We start from the raw sequence: 18,421 nt of genomic DNA, 5'->3' as shown, positions 1-18,421 counted from the left end.
GTGAGTTCCGGAGAGGTGTTTCCAGCTATCCCATCTCTGATTTGGGATTTGGCCGAATATGTCGATAGTGGTGTGGAGAAGTATCCAGACTGGAACAGGAATTGGATGTATCAAAAAGGTCAGGATTCCGTTGAAACGGGTTCCTGGTTTTTGTCGCCGTCATTGGCCGGTACGAAGCGTTGTCCCGGACGGTCAATACTTTCCTGAACCGTTTTGAGGAAGAGTTCTTCGAGGTTGGTCGACGGATGTTCGACGGAGATCTTCTCTGCATTGTATTTCTTCAGGATTGCATCAATCTCGGTGATCGCTTCATCTGGAAGCTCTGTCGAAGTAATGCAGGTCTGTTCTTTGGATTGGATCAGGTCTTCGACATTTCCCAATTCTTTCAGCTCTCCACCGTACAGAATCGCGATTCGGTCACAGACGTCCTGAACATCGGCCAGCAAGTGGCTACACATGATGACTGTCTTGCCCTGTTCCTTCAGTTGGATGATCAGGTCTTTCATCTCGCGGGTACCGATGGGGTCGAGACCGGAGGTCGGTTCGTCCAGCATCACCAGATCCGGATTGTTGATCAGTGCCTGAGCCAGGCCGATTCGGCGAGTCATCCCTTTGGAATACTCTTTGAGTTGGCGACGACGGGCGTTCTTCAACCCAACCATCTCAATCAGCTGCTGTGTTCGTTCACGTCGTTCTGCGGCAGAAATCTTGAATAGTCTACCGTAGAAATCGAGTGTTTCTTCCGCATTCAAGAAGCGGTAGAGATAGGATTCTTCCGGCAGGTATCCGATACGCTCGTTCTTTTCTACGTCGTTGGCGGGGCGACCCAACACAGAAATTTCACCGGATGTCGGGAATAGAAGGCCAAGCAGGCATTTCATCGTCGTGGTTTTGCCCGAACCGTTTGGACCGAGAAGACCGAATACTTCCCCTTTTTTCACGTCGAGGCTGAGCGAATTCAACGCACGAACTTTCTGACGACCCCAGAAGTCCCGATAAATCTTCGTCAGTTTTTTGATTTCAATGACAGGTTCAGCCTGCATTCTTAACCCCTGTTAAATTGATGTTTCTTAGGTCGATGGGTGACATACCGGGAATGAATCAGAAAGGAACTGAGGTCTTGTATTGTCCGGTAGGGATGAATGTCGAAATGAATATTCCTGAGGGAAAAGTCGACAGAGTTCAGCCTGGTTCTTGGTTGGCTATTATCTGTTTCAGGACAGAACGCCCCAAAAGAGGAAGAGTTTCCCCGTATAGAACCTACGGATATCTGTCTATGTGCGTTGGAAATAATATAAAAAGGGAATCGCGATTTCACGAACCCTCTTCAAGTCAGTTACCAACAGGTCCCGGGGTTGAAATGAGAGAGGAGAATCTTCCCACGGGGCAGGAAAGTCGGGACAGCTGAAACCGAATCCTATCAGTTTACAAATGCCTCAAACGGCCAATCTATAACGCCAGTCAAGCATTTGCAAGCAGCGAAGTTACGCCTACTCACAAGAATTCTCTGGTATTCAAGAGCTCACCCGCAAATCTTGCTCTCTCAACCTGACTTGGAGCAGATTTGAAGAATACGAGAGCAACCTCAGAAGAGGAAGGCTGTCGATACAGAGAGACGCTCCGTAACGGAGGTGCGAATTAATTTTCCAATGACCAGTTGAGGCATGTGATTTCGCCAGTTTCGAGACCGAGAATCAGTCTGGAGCCAAATCCGTCACAATCGATGGATACAATCTGTTCAGGTACAGGGGCTACCCAAAGAAGTTTGCCCTGCAAATCCATCCAGAAGAGAAGGGCGTTTGTCGTCAGGACAGCAAGGCGGTTGCCAGCAGGGCTGAGGGAGAGAAGTTGAGGAATTCCCTTGATCTGGTAGGCACCCAGCAGTTCTCCTTCCCCGTCGTAGACCTGAATTCCTCGATTATGTGCAGACAGGTAGATGCGAGAGCCATCACTGTTGACCTTCGCCTGACTGGAGCGGGAAGTCGGGGAGATCATCCAGTCGATTTTTCCCTTCAGGGAGAACTTACAGAGCAGGCCAAGATCAGAGCTACCGACAATCGCTGGTTCTTCCCAGACGAAATGAAGGTCGTCCAGCGAGCGTCGTGTGGGTACTTTTGCGATGCGTTTCTTATATCGATCAAACAAAATTATCTGAGAGTCGCTGAGTGCGACCGCAACATAATCGCCGTTGTGAGAGATGGCCACGGCGCGTACGTCTTCACGGAATTTCGCCTCCCACTCCACCTCGAAATCGCGGTTAACCAGGGAAACCTTAAAAGCCTTTTGGCAAACCACTCCCAATTCGCCGCTAGAGCACCAGTAGATGCGGCTGGTGTGCGGGAACTTCCCTTTTCGTCGCGTGATTTCCCCCTGAATGTTCAAGCGATACAGGCTACCGGAAATGTCAGCCGCGAAGGTTTCCTGGCATTCGGGGGCATGTCGAACCTCAACCAGAGGACCGCGAGTCCTCACGCTCCATTCTACAGTCGGAGTCACTAACCCCTGACCGTCCAGAAGCCATGAATGATCGGTCGTGGTCATAGAGATCGCTCTGCTAAGAGACCCGATGATAAGAATACTGAACCGAACGGCGCCGTCTCAGTCACGCTGTAATAGGAATCGCGAATGACTTTACTCACGATTCAGATAAGAAGAATGACAGAGGAAACTATTGATCGACGACGGTGGAAAACAGAGTTTTCTACCGTCGTCGATACTTATTTGTCGTTGATTCAGGACTCTTTCGACGATATCTGCTACGGGAAAGGATGTCCAGTGAATGAAACAGGGCAGACTATTTTCGCAAACTCAAGTGCTCGCGAAGTTCTTGCATTCCCCGTTTAATATCAGGGTCGCTTTTATATTTCTCATCGAACGCACCACGGTAAAATGAGGTCACGACCTCTTCTGATTCAGCAACTTCGATGTTGGGCTCAACACCGATTTTGCTGTAGGTGTTACCATTCGGAGAGAAGAATCGAGCCGTAGTGATTCGGAGACCGGTCTTGCTATTAGCTTGACCAGGAATCCCACCTATGGGATAGATCGATTGCACCGACCATTTTCCGTAGGTTTTACGACCAATGATCTGTCCACGGTTGTGATCCCGTAAGGCTCCAGCGACAATTTCACTCGCACTCGCTGAATTACCGTCGACGAGGAGAACGAGCGGCAGGTTTTCATAAGTTCGGTGTTGGCTGTTGTGGTGAGCACGGTACACCCAGTTCTGGTCACTTGAACGACCACGGGTTTCCACGATCACACCCTGATCAATGAAGCGATCCAATACTTCCACCGCTGCCGTCAGCAACCCACCAGGATTCCCGCGCAGGTCCCAGATCAGTGATCGCATTCCCTGATTGGTCAGGCTTACTAGAGCTTCGTCCATCTCTTGAGCGGTTCCTTTCTGGAAACCGGTCATTTTGATATATCCCGTTCCGTTATCGGCATCTACAATTTTAGCAATGGTGACACTGTGCACATCGACGGGACGACGAATGAATTCCCGCTGTCGGATGTTGTCATGTAATTCGTCGAAGATATCTAATCGAACTCGACTGTTTTCAGGTCCTCGCAGTAATCGGGCGGCTTCGTCCGTGCTCATGTCGCGGCAGTTCACCCCGTCGATACCGACGATAAACTCTTCGGGAATCAAGCCCCCTGCTTCCGCAGGGCTACCGGGAAGAACATCGACCAGATGCATTCCTTTACCGAGTTCTGCCTTCATTTCGATCCCGAGTCCGACGAATTGACCTTCAATATTTCCATACAGGTCTTCAAGACGGTCCGGAGTCAGGAAATTACTATAATCGTCGAGGGCATTACAACCACCAAACAGGAATTCCATGACGACTGGTCCGTGAGACATCTGCAATTGCTGTCTGACGAGGTCACAAACTTGTTCGATAATAAGACGTGCACTGTACTGGTCCCGAACGGGTTTGTTCCAGTACTCCTGGTAGAGCGTATTTTTAACGGATCGAATCTGTTCGGGAGTAGCGCGTGGCAGGTTCTGCTCAACAAACTTCTTGTTGCTTAAAGCGTAGTACAGGCTTTCTGTACCATGAGCCACGTAAGACGTCGGACTTAATCGATCGACGTAGAACCCCTGGACGCGAGTGAATACCGAATCGTAAAGCGAGAGGGCATCGGATCGAGATTGCTTCACCAGATCCTGGTCGAAGCTGTCGTCCTCGTATCGGCGTTCAATTCCGAACTGGATTTTTGAAATTCGCAGATGGTATTTGAGGTCTGCATCTTCAGGCCATTTCTTCAAGCCCTTTTCATACAGATCAATCGCCTCAATCCAACGACCGGATAGCTCGTGTGACTTTCCGTCCTGGAGCACCTTCGACTGACTGGTCAATTCGACCGTTTCCGCTGCTGTAACTCTCCAGCTGTAGGCGTGCATCATGCTGATGGCACAGAAAAGGGAGAGAGCCAGTTTCAGGGTGTTCATTCTAAACATGCAGCGTACCTCGGGCGGACTCTCGCGAACGCCGCCTTGCGTAAGCTACAGAATGGAGTCATGTCAGTTGTCGCAGAGATCCATCTCTGTCGGGTTTAAGTTTTGCTAAATAGAAATACAAGAAGAGCTGTTTCAGCTTGGACGTTTTGCTACCCGAAATTTCAGATTGCCAATCGACGGCTGGAACCCGGTCTTGAGGAATTCGCTCCAGAGAACGCTTCCTTCAGGTGAGGTCTCCCCACGAGCAACGCTCTGTGGGATAAGTTGAATATAAGTCAGGTGATTTCGAAGGTCAAACATCGTTTTTGACGATCTGGATGAATAACCCTCACAAAGCAAAGTCTTTGACATTTGCGTGCCGGTCGTGTCAGCTGGAGTATCTTTTGCGATCACTTGGAATGAGCCTGTTCTCCAATCTGTAAAAACAGGGGTGAATATGAGTCCATTGTAATCGTTACATTCGATTCCCTTCACGACCGCTCCAATCAATTGCAGAATCTGCAACTATATCATTAAAGTGAATCTCACCTTCGTCTAGAGTTCCAGATGCCTGAAAGCGAGTACTAAATGTCCCAACTTGGCTTCAAATCAATACTTAATCGATTTAGTTTTCTTTGCAAAATGGTCTGTTTTTCAGTACTTGCCAGTCCCAGTTTGAAAGTGACAGAACTTCAGGCTGAAGAAGCAAATACACTGCCAAACGTGGTGATAGTTTTCACGGACGACCAGGGATACGCCGATTTGGGCTGCTTTGGGGCCGAAGGCTTCGAAACACCGCATATCGATCAACTGGCAGCTGACGGGCGGATATTTACGAACTTTTACGTCGCTCAGGCGGTCTGTTCGGCTTCGCGAGCGGCACTTCTTTCGGGCTGTTATCCCAACCGTATAGGAATCAGAGGTGCTCTCGGACCGGGGCGAAAGGACGGGATCAATCCAGAGGAAACTTTACTCCCGGAGATTTTCAAACAGCGTGGTTACTCCACGGCTCACTTTGGTAAATGGCATTTGGGTGATGCTCCTGAGTTCCTGCCGACTCGCCATGGATTCGATGAATACTTCGGAATTCCGTATTCAAACGACATGTGGCCGAAGCACCCGACTGCAGGTGATAGGTATCCTCCGCTACCCCTTATTGAAGACGAGAAGGTTGTCGAGCTTAATCCGGATCAGTCGCAATTGACCAAGCGGTACACCGAACATGCGATTGACTTCATCGAGCGAAACCAGAAACAACCCTTCTTCTTATATCTGGCTCACTCCATGCCGCATGTGCCTATCTTTGCGAGCGAAAAGTTCGCTGGAACAACAGAGCGTGGATTGTATGGCGATGTCATTTCCGAGATCGACTGGTCAGTCGGACAAATCCAGGAGACTTTGAAACGCTTGCAGCTCGATCAAAATACGATCGTGATCTTTACCTCAGATAACGGACCGTGGCTCTCTTATGGCCCCCACGGAGGATCGGCTCATCCGTTGCGAGAAGGAAAGGGAACGGCTTGGGAAGGGGGAGTTCGGGTTCCCTGTGTGATGAGTTGGCCGGGACACATCCCATCCGGAACGACGTGCCATGAGTTGGCCGCCACCATCGATATTCTGCCAACGCTAACCGGCATCGTCGGCGCAGATTTACCTGAGGAGAAAATCGATGGTTTGAATATCCTTCCGCTCTTGCTGGATGAACCGGAGGCTCGAACTCCTCATGAGGTTTATTACTATTACTGGGTGAATGAACTTCATGCCGTTCGTAGCGGACCTTGGAAATTGCATTTTCCACATTCGTATCGCCACGTTTTGGTCCATGGAGAGGAAGGCCTACCCGGTAAACAGAACTATCCGAAAACAGAGTTGGAGTTGTACAACCTGGATGAAGACATTAGCGAAAGCCACAATGTCCTCGATCAGCATCCAGAGATCGTCCAGAAGCTGAAGAAATATGCGGATGCAGCCCGGGCTGATCTGGGAGATCAACTTCAGAAGGTCCAGGGAGCGAATGTTCGCGGACTGAAACTGACCAAGTAAATACCAGGCTGCCCCGTCTTTACTGATGTTTCTCACTCTTCAGATTCGGTTTGTGTTTCCAGTCCGCTTTGGGACCGAATCGAAAGTTCTCTCCGGAATGCCCGGCATGAGCATCGCCGTAAACCATGCGGATCGTTGCCGTCTCAAAGAGGGGTAACAGGGCCGCGACAACTACGCAGACGAAGACGGACTTGCAAAGGAGGTTGCTCCAGTTAGTCTCAATTGCCTGCTGAGGATTAATGAATAAACTCTCGCGGCGGACAGTCAGCAGAAAGACGGTTAAAATGATGGCATTGATCGTGATGATTCCTTCCGTTAACAACCGTTGATCACGGAATCCGGGCAAAGCATGTGATACGTTGGCAGAAACCAGAATCCAACAGGTAATCACAAACAGAAGTTGACCGCGCCCCAGCCAAGTCGAAGGGACGATGGGAATTCGCTGTTTTTTATGTTGGAGCAGCAAGTACAGGAAGGCGAGGCTTCCGAAGAGATAGAAGAAGAGGAACCAACCATCGGCCGAGAAAGAAATGCTTTCGAACCAGGGGGCCTTCATTTCAGGTTCCATGATTTCATCCCGCACCCAGCCTGAAATGTTTTTACGCAGGTTGAGGTAGGTTACGGCGGCGACACTTACCATCAATGCCAGGATTTCCGTCCACCTTTTGCGGGGACTGCTGTTATTCAATGGGGCAACTCGGGGTAGGAGTATCGCCATGGCAATGATTACTCCTACGCCGTTGACGAATCCATAGGATTGCTCCAGGAAGCTATGCCAGTTTTGATGCTGCCAATGTTGCCAGCTTTGCAGATAAGGCTGCACCACGTTTTCGTAATAAGCCTGGTATTCAGGGCTGGGAGTCAGCGTAGGTTGAGTACGATCGGCTGTTTTCTGCCACTCCGTCCAAGTCTCTGCCCAACCGGGTAGAGTAGCGAGTTTGGGGCTGCCGATGGAAACCAGCATGAGTTTGAGCCAGGCAATACCCGAGAATCCAATTCCGCCAATCATTCCACAGATCACGGAGGCAGTGACGATCTCCTTTTTCTGATGTCGCAGGAAGTAGATTACGGCTCCCGCATAGGTCCCCAGAATACCGGCCCAGTTATCTCCACGGGGAGGAGTTAGACGCAGGTCCAGGATGACGGGGAAAAACAGGAAACCAGCAAACCAACCGCAAGCCATGTAGAGGAAGAGTTTCGAACCGAAGGCGAATTCACCATATTTATAAAAGTAGATCCCAATGCCGACCATCGCTCCGAAGATCAACCCCAGGTAGTCACGCACGTAAAGCGTAAAGTTGGGCCAGTTAAAGATAAGTTCATCCAAGTCATACTGGGACTGGTCCCCGAAATACCGAACCAGAACTCGTGCGAATGCATCCGACAAACCTGACGCATCGGAGAAAGCCTGAAGCACTCCACCAACAACCAAACCCATAAGTAGAAAAGTGGCGAGAATCCAGGCCCCTTCGACGTTCTCTTTTTTCTGGATGCCCACTCGGCGATGAAACAGGTTGATTCCTACGACTGCGCCCAATACTGCTCCGAGGAACTTGGGGGAAAAGTAGAAATATTGAGACAGATTCAAGTTCCAGGAGTCAATAGCGTCGGTCAGGAAGAACTGGATCACACTTGCAACCAGCGTTCCTAGAATGGCGAACCCGGCGGCACAGAGTGGAATCAGGAAACCTTTTTCATATCGTTTGTTGAAGAAGTCGAACGCCAACAGAGATCCTATAACAAACAACACTTGTAACCAGTCTGAATCGAGCCAGTACACGGCATAGGCGTGACGGCTCATTGCGTCTTGCACATCGGGTTCATGCAGCAGGTCCTGGATGGAAGTCTGCAGCGGAACCCGGTATAGAAAGATGATGATCCAGACGCCGACCAGAAAGCCCAGAGGTTTGCAGAGGTCTGTTAACTCTTTCCGCGAGTAGACGGCCGGAATTGCAGTCCCCGCTCCCCCGAGACAAGCCCAGAGGAAACCAAGGAAAAAGAGCATGTAGAAACCGTAGATCTGAGAGGGGAAGTGCCCTGAATGGGTGAACCCGAGGATCTGCATGTAGGACATTGATCCACCAAAGCCCCAGCCCAATGCTCCGAATAGAGCGAAGTAGGCGACGCGTTCGCGCCAGTCTTCTCGTTGAGAGAAAAGGCAGACGACGATTCCTGTCAGCAGTCCTGGCATCATCGCGCCCGTTTCGTGGCCATAATTACCACGGATGCCCCAGCCAATGGATAAGGCGAGCCCCGCCATGAGAATCGCAATTGGATGAAACAGCGGATTTTGACGAGAACGTTCCAGCATGGGAATGCCTGTCGCGTTGGAGGATGGAATCGGAAGGATGGCAGATCAGGTGGGAAAGGCAAGTGGGGGAGCGTTTATTCTAAGCCGTGACTCAACCCACTCACAAGGAAGAAGTCAGGCAAGTTAATGCTTCAGTCGCCCGCGATTTCTCAGGCCGTGTTTTCATAGTCAGTGAATCAGCCCTGATTCCATTCACTGACGACTCGATCGACGGCGGCGTCCATCCGCGGGACGCCTTGATTCCACCCATACTGGCTGACTAATTGATACCATCTCTCTCTCATGACATCATCCCGCACTCGATTCGCATTCAAATTGGCCGCGTAAGAACCAAGGAACTCCGCGATTTTAGCCGGGTCGTTGTGATGGAAAAATGATTCTTCTTCGGGTAAGACTTCCGGATAAGCGAGAGCTCGGGGAACCAGCGGCCGGCAACCGGCGGCCACAGCTTCGAGAATGGCGATCCCGAAAAACTCGTGTCGGGCTGTAGAGAGAACAACATCGGCTTCACTTAATGTTTTCTGGTACTCGGCATAATTCTCTAGATAACCCCAATGCAGAATTTCATTGGGGAAGGTCCGTTTGGCCTCTTCAAATACAGTCGGTGCTTGCTCGTAGGACTCTCCCAGTATACTCACTCGAAAAGGAACGCCTGACTGCTGCAGGAGTCGTAGAGATTCAAAGAATATTTCGGGGCCTTTATCGTGCTCCCATCGGGAAACCCAGAGCAGCTGCAAGGGGACATTTCGTTCTGATCGACTTACTGGTGGCGACGGCGGAGTGTCTACTCCCGGATGATGAACGTCACTTTTCTCCCAGAGGCTGGCCACTGTTGCTTTTATTGAGTTCGCATCTGGCATTTTCGGCAACCATTCTTCGAGAGCAGTCAAAAACTCATCTCGATGGTATTCCGAGTTGAACCAGATTGACTCAGCGGAATAAGCAGAAACGAAATTCGTATAAGCGAAATGCAAATCGCGCTCGCGTTCTTCCTGCACGGGGTAGGTGAGCTGATTCTCATGAAAGTAAAGGATCGCCGGTAGGTTCCGAATAGCGGGAGGGGCAAGTCCTCGAAACTCGGCCAGATTCAGCATGTCCGTACAGAAAAGCACATCGTAGTCCAAAGCCTTATCTGAAGTTTTGAATTCGTCACTGAAGGCGTCCGCAAAATGAAACGCCGAATGCCGCATTCTCCATTTCCAATGATGGGCGGATAACGTATTGACTGAGAACTGGTGCCAGCTGCGTTTCATCCAACCATTTAAGAATGCTCGATGGCTACCACCATGAAATGGATTGAGAGCGAGGATTTTATTCATTTACACCTTCGGAATTTTCCAACAGGAGCGTTTAATGTTCATAAGGTGACTATAATAAACGCACCGTAATGAGAGAACTCTGTCGCACCCAACAGAGAGTTGAACCGATTTCTGGAAGGACGCTGCGGAAAAATGAATTCATACGCAAGGACAGATAACCTGTGACCGAATCTGGAGCAGATAAATCAAATACCTCTGAATCATCGAGCGATGAGGATCAACTCTCCCTATTGCTAGAGCAGTTGATGGAGAATCCGTCCGAGTCGAAGTTGAGTCAGTTGACATCGGCACATCCCGAGTTCAGCGATGACCTGAAAGAATTGTGGGCGACTTTGAAGATCGTCGACTTCGCCCAATTGGAGTTGAACGATCCTACGCCAGTTCCCCCCTCATTCGCCTCTTCTCAGGACTATTTCCTGGATCGACCCACCGAAAAGGCTTCTGCAGATAATCCCCAATCCGGTGCAGTTCCGTCCGAAGATCGTCCCGTTGTAAATCGAGTCGGTAATTACGAGTTGCTGGAGGAGATCGGCCGAGGGGGAATGGGAGTTGTTTATAAAGCGCGACAGGCTGGTATCAATCGAACTGTCGCTTTGAAGATGATCTCACAGGGGGCGCTGGCATCATTAGAGGAACGATCCCGTTTTCAAATCGAAGCCGAGACAGCAGGACAGCTTCATCATCCAAATATCGTACCCGTATATGAAGTCGGTGAGATTCATGGTCATCCCTATTTCACGATGCAGATGATCGAAGGGACCAATCTTGCCGAGCGGTTATACAAGGGCCCATTGTCGAACCGCGACGCGGTGGCCCTGCTGGTTAGTATCGCCGGGGCATTGGCAGAAGCTCATCAACGGGGAATATTACATCGCGACTTGAAACCGAGTAATATCCTGATTGATCAGCATGGTTGCCCGTATGTCAGCGACTTCGGCTTGGCCTGTCGTTACGAAATGACAGCCGGCGGAACCTCTTCTGAAGTCACAGAATTAGAACCTGGTCCGACACGTCTCACGATGACAGGGGCAGTACTGGGAACACCTGGATATCTCGCTCCGGAGCAAGCCGCTGGAAATCGCAAATCGCTGGATGAAACAACCGATGTCTACGGTTTGGGGGCCGTCCTGTACGCGATGCTGACCGGCGTAGCTCCATTTCAAGGGGCAAACTCTCTGGAAGTACTCATGCGCGTGTTGGAACAGGAGCCAGTTCAACCGCGATTATTGAACCCGGAAATTGATCGGGATCTGGAACTCATTCTCCTGAAGTGTTTACAGAAGCCACAGGAGCTACGATATCAATCGGCCCGCGAGTTAGAAGCCGATTTGAAGGCGTATTTGAATGATGAGCCGATCGCCGCTCGAACATCACACTTCTCACAAATCTGGTTGAGGATGTTTCGTGAGACCCATCATGCCCCCGTGTTGGAAAATTGGGGATTACTCTGGATGTGGCACAGTCTGGTATTACTGCTGATCTGTGTGATCACCAATGTGCTGCAATACTTCGATTTCGAAACACGTCTCCCTTATCTTTCGATCTGGTGCGTAGGACTGTGGGTCTGGAGTGGTATCTTCTGGTCAGCACGGAGACGGTCTGGACCGGTGACGTTTGTAGAGCGACAGATTGCGCATGTCTGGACCGGTTCCTTAATAGCCAGCATGTTGCTTTTCTGGCTTGAATACGCAATGGATTTGCCGGTGCTGTCGCTCTCGCCAGTTCTGGGATTTATTTCTGGCTGCGTCTTCCTGGTCAAGGCGGGCATTCTTACCGGGGCGTTTTATATTCAGTCGGCAGCGTTGTTTGTGACAGGCGTTTTAATGCAACTGATTTCAATGCATAGCCCGTTCGACTTCAGTATCTCTCTGTTTGGTGTCGTAGCCGCTGTCAGCTTCTGGGTTCCGGGCTGGTATTACTTCCGACAGTCGCGGGCTTGAAAACGAAATCAGCTACAAAATGGCTCGATCGTTTCTATCAGCAATGAAATTTGATGAAAAATCAGACGGACCGCGCATGAAAAAACGCTTCTGCATCCCCCCGTCGGAAGACCGACATGCAGAAGCGTTATGTTTTTTATCTCGTGTCTTACCAAGTAAACAACAGACCGAGATTTCCACCATGGACGAAGATGTTTGAATCATCGTTGAGCGAATTGTTCCGATCGAGGAACTGATCCGGTCCCAGAGCCACGTCGTCGAGCCACAGTAGAGTGTAACCCCCGATGACGCTGACATGATTCGTGACGGCGAGAGTCATGTTGAAGTTCAATTCTCGAAGGAGAGAAGTGGAACTTCTATCGTTGTCGAAGAAGGAGGGGAAGTTGACCGTGTTTGACTCAATCGAGTTGTAGAACACGCCTAGATTGAAGCTCATATCAATCATGAGCACGCCACCATTGTCAAACAGGGTACGATCCAAACCCGCTTGCAGACCATACATATTGTTTTCAATGTCGACACTGGAGAAGACATTTGTCACATCCCCGGCACCAGAGACGGAGGTGAACTCATCAAGAACCAGCACACGAAAACCAGCGAACATTGTTGTCCAGGGGTCCCATTCACGACGACCGTTAAGTTCCCAACTGTAAAATTCTGAATCGGATGTCACTGCACCGGTGCCCGCACCGATCTCTGTTCCTAGCACAATCATTCTTTCTTCCTGCCAACGGGCTGTGTCGGACCAGTCGTTCACTCCGAAAAATTCCATGTCGAATCCAGTTCCTTCTGTCCCCATCCGTTCCAAGCGGTATCGTTGGCCCAACTCATTGTCAAAATCAACATCGTTACCGATATAAGATTGGGGAGCGGACTGACTGGGGACACGGATCAGAAGGGGTTCGCCCCCATTGGGATCGGATCGGTGCCAATACAGGGCTTCTGCTCTGAAACTCCACTGTGGTTGAGGAGGGCAGGTTGCGTCTGCATAGACAGTTCCGCCATCGGAGCCAAACCAGGCTCCTACAGTCTGCATTTCAGGAATGTTTTCTGCTCCCTCTTCCGCGATTTCTTCCAGATAGCTGGCCGGGTTAACTGACATTCGGCCTTTACGACGAGGGAGGTTTTCGAATGTTTCTTCGAATGAATCTAAACTAGAAGTGCTTGACTGGCGAACGGCAGGTGCCATTGCTGTATTATAAGCTGCTGATTGTTGGAATGAAACTTGTTTGGCTTCTGAATCAGCGGCTGGTTGGTCCAGGTCGATGTTTACAAAGCCAACGCTTTCAATGGCGTCAATTCTTGCATCTGGTGCGAACGCATTTGCAATCCAATCGGCTTCTTCAGCAGAGTAAGCTCCCGGCTTGCCTGAACCATTTGTGATTGGTGATGTTTCAAAAGACGTCCCTGAAGAATTATTGTTGCTACTGTTGTAAATAGCACGTTCTTCAAACTCGGGTACATCAATATATTCGGGTTCAGGTAAGGCGACCGGTGATTGGCTCGCATATTCCTGAGCTTCAATGTGTTGCAAAACTGGTGATGCACTAAGCCGAGTGTTTGATTTTCTCTCCATCTGTGCAGGAGGAGCACTGGGCAAATCGCCTCGTGCATTCCAATCGTCGCTGAGCGAATCGATGTGGAATGTTCCTTGCTGTAACTTTTTGTATTCGGACTGTTGAGTCGCCGGTAGAGCCTTCGGTTCTACTTTAGCTGGCTGGTATGCAACTCGTCCTGGTTCCTCCCGACTGGAAGGAGGGGTGAATGTGCCCTGGTCGGTCCGTTCGTAGTAGACCTTCCCTGGATTAGCCAGCTCGCTCGATTCGATCACCGGTGTCAGAATGACACGACCTGCCTGTCGGCGATCAGCAGTCTGCACCGCGTCGGAACGCGACGGGAGACTCTGAATGACCGGCATTCTGGAATTGGTCTGAGCCTGAAGGCTTGTTCCGGAAAGAATCCCGAGTACTCCACAAGTCATCATGCAGAAGCATAACTTGCCAGAGTTGTCCATGAGTCGGTTTTTCATCGATTCAATCATTCTTGTACCTGCCTCAGGCTGAGTAACGATGGCCTGCGGATTGATCTCTACATTGAAGGAAAAACATGGTTTGCAAAAAGTGTTCTAAGTCTGAATCAGATTTCGAACAGCTTATATCTGGTCCAGTGACAAGTTCAGGTTGATCAGGTTCAACATGACGTTCAGGAATAGTTCCGATTTGGTGTATTCCAGAATCAACAAGTCGCCTGGCAGTACCTTGATTCTTTCGTGTTCGTCTTCGACCGCGTGTTTTAAGTTGACGAGAATCTTGATCTGATCCCCACTGGGTAACTGGCGTACGATAATCAGACGGGTTGGAGGAAGAATGTTCCCCGGTCCAAGCTGGAAGTTATTCGAACGGGCACCAGCTGCAGGTCCTAATGGGTTACCGTTGGCCATTGCCAGGGCAGTCAGAACATCAACATCGTAATCTCGAGGCAAAGGGACTCTGGCTCCATCGATAAGTCCCCCAGTGATGAAGAAGTCGGTATCTCGTTTACCAATGAAGAGAATATCGCCATCATTCAGGATGATGTCCTCTTCGCTCAGGTTCAGGTCCTGATTAGGTGACATACTGAGCGGGATGCGTGTAACTCGTCGTTCCAGGTCTGACGGATCAGAACCGCCGAAGGCGTTGCGTTCCGAAAGACGTTGAACATATTGGCTTGATTCAATCGTGGTCAAATCTTTACCACGAATAATCCAGACTTCGTTTTTGGCGTCGATACCCGGAAGTCCACCACTCTCTTGAAGAGCATGCAGGACGTCATTCTGGTATACATCAAGTTCGACGATCATCGAAGAACCGCGTTTGACATAGAACTGCTGGTCAGAGCGGATTGCCAATGGCAGTGAGCTATCGGAATCCTCTCGCATGACGTGTACTTGGATTTTTCGAGCTTGAACGAGTCGCAATTCGATCTCTGCGTTATTTTCGTTCAACAACCCATTCTCAAAATAGGCCGTTGCAAGAGCTCTGTTCGCTTCCGCAATCGTCATGTTGCCTATGTTTAAGTCACCAACCATGGGCAGGGAAATAGTTCCCTCATCGCTAATCGTATAAGGACGACCGGCTGATGCATTGGGTTGCAGTTCGTTAGGTGGTAAGACCACCGTTGCGTCGTTCTCTTTTCCGAGAATGCTTTTGATCACAACCCCGACGACGTCGCCTGAATCCAGGATGTGTCGTTTAGGTGGTGTCTGACGCAATAACGTGAAGTCGATAGGGACCTCGTTATTAAGGGGTTCTTCCCGTAACTGCGGAGGGATTTGACGGACCGGAATAGCCCCCTTGTGAACACAGCCAGATGCAAAAGCAACCAGTGTTATTGCCAGGGTTAATCCAAGCTGTCGAGGCCAGGTTGCCATCCGTTGCTCGGTCATTGAATATCTCCACGATTGATCAAAATACGATGCGATGATGTAAGCAGTTCAGAGAAGACGAGACGCTGCAGTTATTTATTCGAACTCATTCAGATTGAGGAACATGACGCCGTCCTCTTCCGATTCCTGACCGGAAGCGAGTCGTGCGCCTCCTACCGATTCAGGCATTTGGCGTAGTTCCATCATGACTTGCGGAACGGATAGCTCTTCGCCTTGCTCCATGTCTTGCAGCTTGATGGGCGGTTCCGCTCCCTTTGCTGGAGGAACGAAATATTCCTCATGAGGAGCTACTTCGGTCGGTGTCATTCGCTGAGGAGTCACGACAGTCGATGTCGTCGAACTCAGGATTCCCTGATACCGTTGGTGATCGCTGGTGGGCAGGTAGTTAAAGTGCTGCACTCCTTCGGTGAACGCAGCATTGGCCCCTTCGCGGTATGCCTCGAACCAGAGATCAATAATTTGATGACCTTCCGGGTTCCGGTATTTGAATGAACGGTACGGTACAGGAGGGAAAGTCGGCGGATTGCCGTCCCCACCAAGGGCGACATCGGTGTAACCCTCTTTCCAGCCCCGTTCAAAATGTCTCGCATCTTTGAATCCGGGGTCGAAGTCGTATCTATTGTCATATGACTTGCAGGCCAGCTTTTTGACGTGCAACTCGTTACTGAAATCGTGATAACGGATGCAGCCTGTCGAGCTGGAAGCCAGCAATCCACAGAGCACACTCATTAGAATTAGCGACCGATTCATATGCCTACCCAGTTGTGATACGTCGAAACTGTATCCGATTATTTGAATTCCAATCTCTTCCCATAAGGTCCGCGCTACTGGAGAAAGAGAACTGGTTTGATCTTGGTATCGGCCTGTTAGAATCGGATTATTCACCAAAATCCATACAATCCGAAAAGTTTCACATTAGCCGAGAGTGGGTAAAGCAGCAGTTGGTGGTGGAATGTTCATTTTGTTGCTCGGACAGAATGCTCGTTTGAGATGTCTCTTGGCAGTTCTGAACTTAGGCGAATTGTGAAAATTACAAAGCGCCTGTCTCGGCTTGGATGTTCATTAGCGGGAGAGATCGTTAGTCTGGAGCGGATTTTGGTATCTGGAATTCCGGGACTTGTCTCGGATGCGAATTAGCCAGGAATCGGTTGATCATGTATTAGTAGATACATGTTCAATATTACTGCGAGATCGCTATCTTCTGGCTACCAATCAGCTCAAAAGAGCAAAGCGTCCGAATTCAATCCGACTTCACACCGATGGAGAAAGCCAGCCCGTTCGGCAAGAATATGCCAGACTCGGAAGCCATCTATTTGCCACCTGCCCATGATGAACAATTCAGGAACCCTCCGTCCTTCAGCTGTTGCGCCCTCTGAGTTCGCGGTTTATAAAAGGAGGTCTTTGTGAACCGCATTGCCCAACTGATTCGGAATATCACAGAACGTCTGGCCGATAATCCACTATTAGGGAAGCTGTTAGGAGGTGCGAGCGTTGCTCTGGCGACTCAGGTCGGCGGTCACGTGCTGAAACTGCTTTCCTTTGCTTGCCTGGCCCGCTGGACAACGAACGAAGAAGACGTCGGAATTTATGCCAGCGCGTGGAGCATGATTCTCATACTCTCGACGGTTTCCGCTCTCGGGCTAAAAACGACCAGCCTGCGCTTCCTGCCCCAATATCTGGAACAGAAGAAGTGGTCTCTTCTCCGAGGGTTTCTGCGGAGAAGTTACCTGTACATGGCTGTGGCCGGATTGTTACTGGCGGTCGCTGGTAGCATCGTCCTTCCGTGGCTTGATCGAGTTCCCCAATTCGATCTGACCCCGGCTTCGGTTCAGGCGTTTATGATCGCGATCTGGATTGTTCCGTTCTGGTCCTTCTGTGAAGTCCGATCAAGCATCATTCGAAGTACCCAACATATATTTCAGGCTTTTGGACCGCCCAACCTGCTTCAACCTCTGGTGTTGATCCTCGGCTCTGGATTCATGGTCTATTTCTGGGACAGTCTGGATGCGAATCAGATTCTGTACCTGATCGCTTTCTCTGTCGTGTTGATTCTGATCCTGCAGGAATTTTCCATCCGCCATTTATTTCCCGTCGAGGTCCGACAAGCTCCGGCGGAATACGATGAATCTGAATGGAAGAAGGTGGGCGTTCCGCTACTGTGGATTTCTTTGTTTATCATCATCATTGGGAATGCGGATGTTGTATTGCTGAGTATGCTGGGCCAAGATCAGGAGCCGTTGGGAATTGCCGCCGCGACCGAAGGACTCAGTAAAGAGGCGGAGTCCGGAATTTACGCAGCTGCCACTCGAACCGCCCGTTTATCTGCTTTTTTGCTGATGACAGTGAACGCAATCGTGGCCCCCATCATTTCGCAGTCATACGCCCGAGGCGAAAAGGGTGACCTGACACGCATTTGTCGTTATGCAATAACGTTAGCCTTCTGGCCTTCATTTGGACTGGCGATGGTGCTGGTCCTGTTCGGCGTTCCTATTCTGGAGTTCTTTCGACCTGGTTTTGGCGTCGGATACTGGCCGATGGTGATTATTGCGATGGGGCAGCTGGTCAATGCCCTCACGGGACCTGTAGGTCTTCTGCTCTCGTTATGTGGTCATCAGAAAGCGAGTTTACGAGTGTACGGAGGCACGACTGTTCTGTTTCTGGTATTGAATATGCTTCTCATCCCTGCGGCGGGGATGTACGGAGCCGCGATTGCTAACGGAATTACGTTAGTGATTACGAATTTGCTGCTGGCAGGCCTCGTCTACCGGGAAATGAAAATCATTCCTTTACCGTACCTTCGTTTTTCCCTCAAAAAACCAGTGTAATACAATTACTGAATTGGCGGAGAGACTGTAGATTTCAGAGCGACGAGATTCCCGTCGCAGACTTGCGAAACGCACCGTTCCTTTATAAAGAGGGGGGTGCCTCGAAAAGTCG

At 50.1% G+C, this 18,421-nt stretch carries 11 protein-coding genes; 3 read left to right on the top strand and 8 right to left on the bottom strand.

Going from position 1 to position 18,421, the window contains the following annotated elements; translation table 11 throughout:
- Positions 1 to 119: 119 nt before the first annotated feature.
- The 3 genes from Pla110_RS12660 to Pla110_RS12650 all read right to left on the bottom strand — a co-directional run bounded on the left by Pla110_RS12660 (position 120) and on the right by Pla110_RS12650 (position 4,468).
- Complete coding sequence (locus tag Pla110_RS12660) at positions 120 to 1,043, bottom strand: ABC transporter ATP-binding protein (protein ID WP_144996117.1); 924 nt, start codon at positions 1,041 to 1,043, stop codon at positions 120 to 122.
- Positions 1,044 to 1,638: 595 nt separating this feature from the next.
- Complete coding sequence (locus tag Pla110_RS12655; RefSeq protein WP_144996116.1) at positions 1,639 to 2,541, bottom strand: YncE family protein; 903 nt, start codon at positions 2,539 to 2,541, stop codon at positions 1,639 to 1,641.
- Between the two features lie 253 nt (positions 2,542 to 2,794).
- The gene (locus Pla110_RS12650; protein WP_144996115.1) at positions 2,795 to 4,468 is read right to left on the bottom strand and encodes a S41 family peptidase; all 1,674 of its coding nucleotides are present in this window, start codon (positions 4,466 to 4,468) and stop codon (positions 2,795 to 2,797) included.
- A gap of 567 nt (positions 4,469 to 5,035) precedes the next feature.
- Here Pla110_RS12650 and Pla110_RS12645 point away from each other — a divergent pair.
- Positions 5,036 to 6,490: a sulfatase family protein gene (locus tag Pla110_RS12645; RefSeq protein ID WP_144996114.1), complete on the top strand. Its 1,455-nt coding sequence runs from the start codon at positions 5,036 to 5,038 to the stop codon at positions 6,488 to 6,490.
- A gap of 19 nt (positions 6,491 to 6,509) precedes the next feature.
- Here the strand turns inward: Pla110_RS12645 and Pla110_RS12640 are convergent, their stop codons facing one another.
- Both Pla110_RS12640 and Pla110_RS12635 read right to left on the bottom strand, forming a co-directional pair.
- Entirely contained in the window at positions 6,510 to 8,801 is a 2,292-nt protein-coding gene (locus tag Pla110_RS12640; RefSeq protein WP_144996113.1) for a hypothetical protein, read from the bottom strand.
- 176 nt (positions 8,802 to 8,977) lie between these two features.
- Complete coding sequence (locus Pla110_RS12635) at positions 8,978 to 10,120, bottom strand: tRNA-queuosine alpha-mannosyltransferase domain-containing protein (protein ID WP_144996112.1); 1,143 nt, start codon at positions 10,118 to 10,120, stop codon at positions 8,978 to 8,980.
- A gap of 161 nt (positions 10,121 to 10,281) precedes the next feature.
- Between Pla110_RS12635 and Pla110_RS12630 the strand changes: the two genes are divergently transcribed.
- Complete coding sequence (locus Pla110_RS12630; protein WP_231742407.1) at positions 10,282 to 12,060, top strand: serine/threonine protein kinase; 1,779 nt, start codon at positions 10,282 to 10,284, stop codon at positions 12,058 to 12,060.
- Positions 12,061 to 12,208: 148 nt separating this feature from the next.
- On the opposite strand, the gene Pla110_RS12625 is transcribed toward Pla110_RS12630, so the two are convergent.
- From Pla110_RS12625 to Pla110_RS12615, 3 genes are all read right to left on the bottom strand, one after another.
- Positions 12,209 to 14,089 (bottom strand): hypothetical protein, encoded by a 1,881-nt coding sequence (locus Pla110_RS12625; RefSeq protein ID WP_144996111.1) that lies wholly within the window; start codon positions 14,087 to 14,089, stop codon positions 12,209 to 12,211.
- A gap of 123 nt (positions 14,090 to 14,212) precedes the next feature.
- The gene (locus Pla110_RS12620; protein WP_144996110.1) at positions 14,213 to 15,484 is read right to left on the bottom strand and encodes a polysaccharide biosynthesis/export family protein; all 1,272 of its coding nucleotides are present in this window, start codon (positions 15,482 to 15,484) and stop codon (positions 14,213 to 14,215) included.
- A gap of 75 nt (positions 15,485 to 15,559) precedes the next feature.
- Positions 15,560 to 16,234, bottom strand: a complete 675-nt coding sequence (locus Pla110_RS12615) for a hypothetical protein (RefSeq protein WP_144996109.1) — start codon at positions 16,232 to 16,234, stop codon at positions 15,560 to 15,562.
- Positions 16,235 to 16,887: 653 nt separating this feature from the next.
- On the opposite strand from Pla110_RS12615, the gene Pla110_RS12610 reads away from it, so the two are divergent.
- A complete protein-coding gene (locus tag Pla110_RS12610; RefSeq protein ID WP_144996108.1) occupies positions 16,888 to 18,309 on the top strand; it encodes a lipopolysaccharide biosynthesis protein in 1,422 nt (473 codons plus the stop codon).
- The last annotated feature ends 112 nt before the right edge of the window (positions 18,310 to 18,421 follow it).

Source organism: Polystyrenella longa (assembly GCF_007750395.1).
Taxonomy (GTDB): Bacteria; Planctomycetota; Planctomycetia; order Planctomycetales; family Planctomycetaceae; genus Polystyrenella; species Polystyrenella longa.
Note: the sequence above shows the minus strand (reverse complement) of the source record. Positions and strands in the feature narration are given on the sequence as shown.